The sequence below is a fragment of the Emticicia sp. genome (assembly GCF_049241225.1).
In the GTDB taxonomy this organism is placed as follows: domain Bacteria; phylum Bacteroidota; class Bacteroidia; order Cytophagales; family Spirosomataceae; genus Emticicia.
Map to the genome: position 1 here is coordinate 1 of NZ_JBMLRC010000086.1, position 1,853 is coordinate 1,853.

Here is a 1,853-nt window from a genome sequence, read left to right on the forward strand (position 1 = left end):
GAGTGGTGGGAAGCTATCTAATCTTGGTTATATTTTTAATTTCAAAGATGGTGATAGTTTAAAGTTTCAAACGCAAACTTCAATCACTGTATCAAAACCTGGTACTTATTGGGTAATGCAAGGAGGGAATGAAAAAGGGCAGACATACATCACTTGTAAGTCATTTGAAGTTATCCAGCCCGAACAGCCTGATGTAATTTCAAGTGTAAATAATAAAACAGTCACTGTACGATTTTTGGCCACAGCTAAAAACCAAAAACACGGAAGTTATAGAATTTTATGGGGCGATGGTTCGATAGATTTTATTCAAGGATTGAAAATTAACAGTTTCCCTTTTGAAAAAAGTCATACATATACAAGTAACCCAACCAATCAACCTTTAATTGTAGCCATCTACACACGTGGAAACATTGAGACTTGCCAAAGCCCTCCCTATCCTATTCAGGTTGAAATAGAAATGGAATCATATATCAGTAGCCTAACACAACCGAATGAAAAAAGTGTGGTTCTTACACTATCAAACGGAGATGATAAAAAAGTATATGAAATTGAAAACAAAAATAAAGATGGAATATGGAAAAATACAGGTAAAAAAATAAACCCTCTAAAAAACAACTCCATAACAACATATCAAATTGACTCTCTTGAATCTAATATTCAATGTTTTAGATTAAAATATATTGATAACGCAGGAAAAGAAAAAACTACTAATGAGGTCTGTTTATTAAAGTTAAACGCAACTTATATTTCAGACAAAGAAATTAAATTGAATTGGAATAATACAGATTCTACTAATTCGAAAAGTTTTGAGTTGAAATATAGAACAAAAGAAGATACCCAAACAAAGTTTATAAACGTTGACAAAAAGACAGAATACCTCTTTTCTCAAGCCCAACCTAATAAAAAATATAAATTCAGTGTTTCTCGTACAGAAGAATCGAGTGAAGGCTCTGTATACATTTCGTCTCCTGAAGTACTGTATATTCCAAATGGATTTACTGAAGAAATTCCTGTTCCAGATAATTTATCATCAGTTTCAACCTTAGACTCAAAGACAATCAGATTTAACTTCTATGAATCATCATTTTTAAAATCAAAATATCATTTTTATCGCTCCATCAGTGGACAAGATTTTATTAAAATTGGAGAATCAGTACAGAATTTCTTTGAAGACAAAAACATTGATACTAATAAGGATTTTTATTGTTATGCTCTTAAATATGAAGATGAGTGGGCAACGATATCAAACTTATCAATTAATAATCCTTGTACAATCAAACTTTCAATTGAAAACAATGAATTAAAATGGAATCCTGCTCTATTAAATAATAAATCTTTAATTGAAGTCGAGTATTCTATTGATTTGCTCGATGAAGGAGAAAAGGTATTGCGTAGCCCATTGGAAAATATTAATGAAACTTTTTATGACATTTCACCAGCCTTCCTTTTTGGTAAAAACAAAATTTTCAATTTTATTGTTAGAGGTACTATGAGGTATAAAATTTCTACAAATGGTAGTTTAGTATCATTCCCAATCCAAGTTTACTCCAACACCGTAACCTACAGCCCCATCCTCAGCACCTCAAAAGAAGCGGATAAATTTACTATTTACCCCAATCCAAGCGAAGATTTTGTGCAGTTAAATTCAACTTTGCAACTAAAAACTGTCGAAATTGTAGATTTACAGGGCAAAATCATCGAAAACCAAACTATTGAAAACGGTCAAGTTTCGGTAAAACATCTGCTCAAAGGCAAGTATATTTTGAGATTATACGGAAACGATAAAAAGCTGATTAGCAGCAAGGCAATTATTAAAATGTGAGGTATTACAAAAAATACCTCACCCCAAATTC

The 1,853-nt window shown here is 31.6% G+C and carries 1 protein-coding gene; it reads left to right on the forward strand.

The genetic code is table 11. From position 1 onward, the window contains the following. On the forward strand, positions 1–1,822 hold a 1,822-nt coding region (locus ACOVO2_RS05255), incomplete at its 5' end, for a T9SS type A sorting domain-containing protein (RefSeq protein ID WP_421768956.1). Positions 1,823–1,853 lie beyond the last annotated feature (31 nt).